The sequence below is a fragment of the Streptomyces colwelliae genome, assembly GCF_048158785.1.
Classification (GTDB): domain Bacteria; phylum Actinomycetota; class Actinomycetes; order Streptomycetales; family Streptomycetaceae; genus Streptomyces.
Genome location: NZ_JBLTJC010000641.1, coordinates 1 through 3,370, shown reverse-complemented (window position 1 = coordinate 3,370; position 3,370 = coordinate 1). Strand labels below are relative to the sequence as shown.

Annotated in this window: 1 protein-coding gene and 1 pseudogene; both read left to right on the top strand. The window is 73.5% G+C overall.

The genetic code is table 11. The annotated features are described in order from the left end of the window. Window positions 1-2,158, top strand: a pseudogene (locus ACNFOC_RS52490) (serine protease); the annotation flags it as partial. 150 nt (window positions 2,159-2,308) lie between these two features. Then, window positions 2,309-3,259 (top strand): bifunctional riboflavin kinase/FAD synthetase, encoded by a 951-nt coding sequence (locus tag ACNFOC_RS52485; protein WP_416966040.1) that lies wholly within the window; start codon window positions 2,309-2,311, stop codon window positions 3,257-3,259. Window positions 3,260-3,370: the final 111 nt, after the last annotated feature.

The following is a 3,370-nucleotide window of genomic DNA, read 5'->3' as shown; positions in this document are numbered from 1 at the left end:
CCCCAGGGGGGTGACCCCGGCCTGCGTTCAGCTTGGAGATCTTGGGCCGGACGAAGCCCGCCGAGCCCGCGCAGCGTACGCCGTTCCGGAGGGTGTCCTCGCCGGCACCGACGCCCGTCACCCCCTCACCCTCCGGCTCCTCTCCGAGGTGCTCACCGCGTTGCCCACCACCCCGGGTGCGCAACTCGACCGGGACGACGTGTTCGCCGCCTACCTCGACCTGATGTGCCTCCGGATCGCGGTCCGGCTCGCCGCAGAGAACGGGCTGCGCGGCACCGCCGTACGGCGACTCGCGGCGAAGGTGTCCGGGCAGGTCCACGAGGCGGCGCGGCGCAGTCTCGGGCCGGGGCAGGGGGAGTTGGACCGGGAGTCGTTCGAGGCGGTGTTCCCGTGGGGACCCGCACCGGCGCGGCTCGGCGGTGGCACCGGGTGGGCGTCCGCCGTCCTCACCGAGGGCCTGCTCGTGCCGGCCGGGACCGGATACCGCTTCGCCCACGAGGAGTTGGCGGACTGGATCCAGGGCACGCACCTCGACCTCGACGAGGCCCTACGCGCCCTGGTGCACCGGCCCCGCACCCCACGGTCCGGGCATCCCCTCCCCGTACCCCATCACCGCATCGGCCCCGTCGTACAGGCCCTCCTGCTCCTCGCCCGGCAACACGGCACCCTTCAACTGGCCGTACGGCTGGAGGAGTTGGCGGAAGCACTGGACGCCGACCCGGACTCCTGGTGGGCCGCGCGGCTGCTCGCCGGGGTGCTGCTGCGGGTGCCCGATGCCACGCCGTACAGCGGGGCATTGCGGCTGCTGGCCGACCAGTTGGTGGCGCGGAGGCGGCAACAGGCGGCCGTAGCGAAGGAGTTCGCGCCGGAGTTCTGGACCGCGCTGCGGCTGCCGCGGGCCGAGCGGTTCGAGTTGCTGCGGCGGCTCGTGCTCGCCGACGGAGCCTCGCAGGGCACCGCGCCGCCCCGGTTCCTGGACACCGCCGCCGAGTTGCTCGCCGCCGACCCCGCCGCCGTACAGCCGCTGCTGACCCGGTGGTTCGACGACGAGCGGCCGTTGCCCGCGACACCGGAGGCGACCGTGGCGACGGCCGCGCAGGCGTTGTTGCACACGCATCGGCGGCGGGCGCTGGACGATCTGACGGAGGTGCTCGTCGGCTGTGCGCACGGGCGGGCCGACGAACTCCTCGCCGTACTGGCCGAGGAGGAGCCGTCGGCCGTGTGCCGGGCCGTGGACCGGTGGGCGCACGACGAGCGGCCGGCGCGCAGGGTGGCGGCGGTGGCGTACGGACTGCGGGCCGCCCCGCACGTACGGACCGAGGCCGACCGTGAACTCCTGCGCTACGCGGCCCAGTTCCTCCTCGCCCGCCCCGCCGACTCCACCCTGCACGGCGGCGCGCTCGCCCTCCTCGTCCGCGATCCGCACACCCGCGCCCGCCATCTCCCGCAGGCGCTACGGCACTTCGCGTCCGGCGACCCGCAGTTCCCGCCGAGCGCGCTGGCCGCCGCGCTGACCACGCACCCTGAACCGGTCCTCGAAGCCTTCCGCGCCCGCCTGCACGGACCGCACGCGAGCGAGGCGGTGCGCACGCTCGCCGACGTCGCGACCCCGGCCCTCGCCCGCCGGGCCGCCGCCCTGGTGCGCGAGACCGCCGTACGGTGGCCGGAGACGGCCGCGCACCTCGGCGTCTACGTCGACCGGTGCCTCGACCACGGCCCCACCGCACGCGCCCTCCTGTTCCCCCTGGTCACCGGCCTCCTCGACGGCGGACCCGCGTCGGTGCGGACCGCCCTCGCGGCCGTGCTCGCCGCCCCCGGCACCCCGGCCTCGCGCCCCCTGCGCCGCGAACTCCTGGAGTTCCTGCTCACGCACGAGCACGACCCCGCCGTACTGGACGCGCTCCTGCGCACGGCCGGCCGGCGCGACGACGACGAGATCCGCGACCTCGTCCACCGCACCGGCCGGCTGCTCGTCCGCACCCCCGCCGGCGCGACCCGTTTCGACCGCGGGCTCGTCGACCTGGGCCGCCATGTGCCCGGCTTCGCGGCCCTGATGGCCCGCTGGCTGGCCGACACCCCGGAGGACTGGGCGGCGGTGGTCGGACCCAGCACGCGCCGCATGATCGAGAACCTGGCGGGAGTCGGCGTCCCCGTATAGGCCGCGCATCCCGTGTTCCGTACGTGCGCCCGGTCACAGCCTCTATGTCGATGCGGGCCACAGGCCCCCGGCATGGCACCCTTAGACCTGCGTAAGAGGTCAACGACACAGGTCTACATACGGACACGGGTTCGATGAGGAGCGGTCACAGTGCAGCGCTGGCGTGGCTTGGAGGACATCCCTGAGGACTGGGGGCGCAGCGTCGTCACCATCGGTTCTTACGACGGGGTCCACCGCGGGCACCAGCTGATCATCCGGCATGCCGTGGAGCGCGCCCGTGAGCTGGGCGTTCCCTCGGTCGTCGTCACCTTCGACCCGCACCCCAGCGAGGTCGTGCGCCCCGGCAGCCACCCGCCGCTGCTCGCCCCGCACCACCGCCGTGCCGAACTGATGGCCGAGCTGGGCGTGGACGCGGCGCTGATCCTGCCGTTCACGAAAGAGTTCTCCAAGCTGTCCCCGGCCGACTTCGTGGTCAAGGTCCTGGTGGACAAGCTGCACGCGAAGGCGGTCGTCGAGGGCCCCAACTTCCGCTTCGGCCACAAGGCCGCGGGCAATGTGGCCTTCCTGATCGAGCAGGGCAGGACATACGACTTCGAGGTAGAGGTGGTGGATCTTTACGTGAGCGGTGCGGCGGGCGGCGGCGAGCCCTTCTCCTCCACACTGACCAGGCGCCTGGTCGCCGAGGGCGACGTCGAGGGCGCCCGCGAGATTCTCGGCCGCCCGCACCGGGTGGAGGGTGTCGTGGTGCGGGGCGCCCAGCGCGGCCGTGAGATGGGCTTCCCGACGGCGAACGTCGAGACCCTGCCCCACACGGCGATCCCGGCGGACGGCGTCTACGCCGGTTACCTCCATGTCGAGGGAGAGGCCATGCCGGCCGCGATCTCCGTCGGCACGAACCCGCAGTTCGACGGTACCGAGCGCACGGTGGAGGCGTACGCGATCGACCGCGTCGGCCTCGACCTCTACGGCCTGCATGTCGCCGTCGACTTCCTCGCCTTCGTGCGCGGCCAGGCGAAGTTCGAGTCGCTGGAGGGCCTGCTGGAGCAGATCGCGGCGGACGTGAAGCGGTGCCGTGAGCTGATCTCCGCGGACGCGGGCTGATCTCGGCGGACGCGGGCGACGCCGGGTAACTGGTCCCGGTCCCGTTCTTGTTTCTGCTTTCTACGACGCCGAAGGGCGGCCGGTGCCTGTGAGCACCGGCCGCCCTTCGGC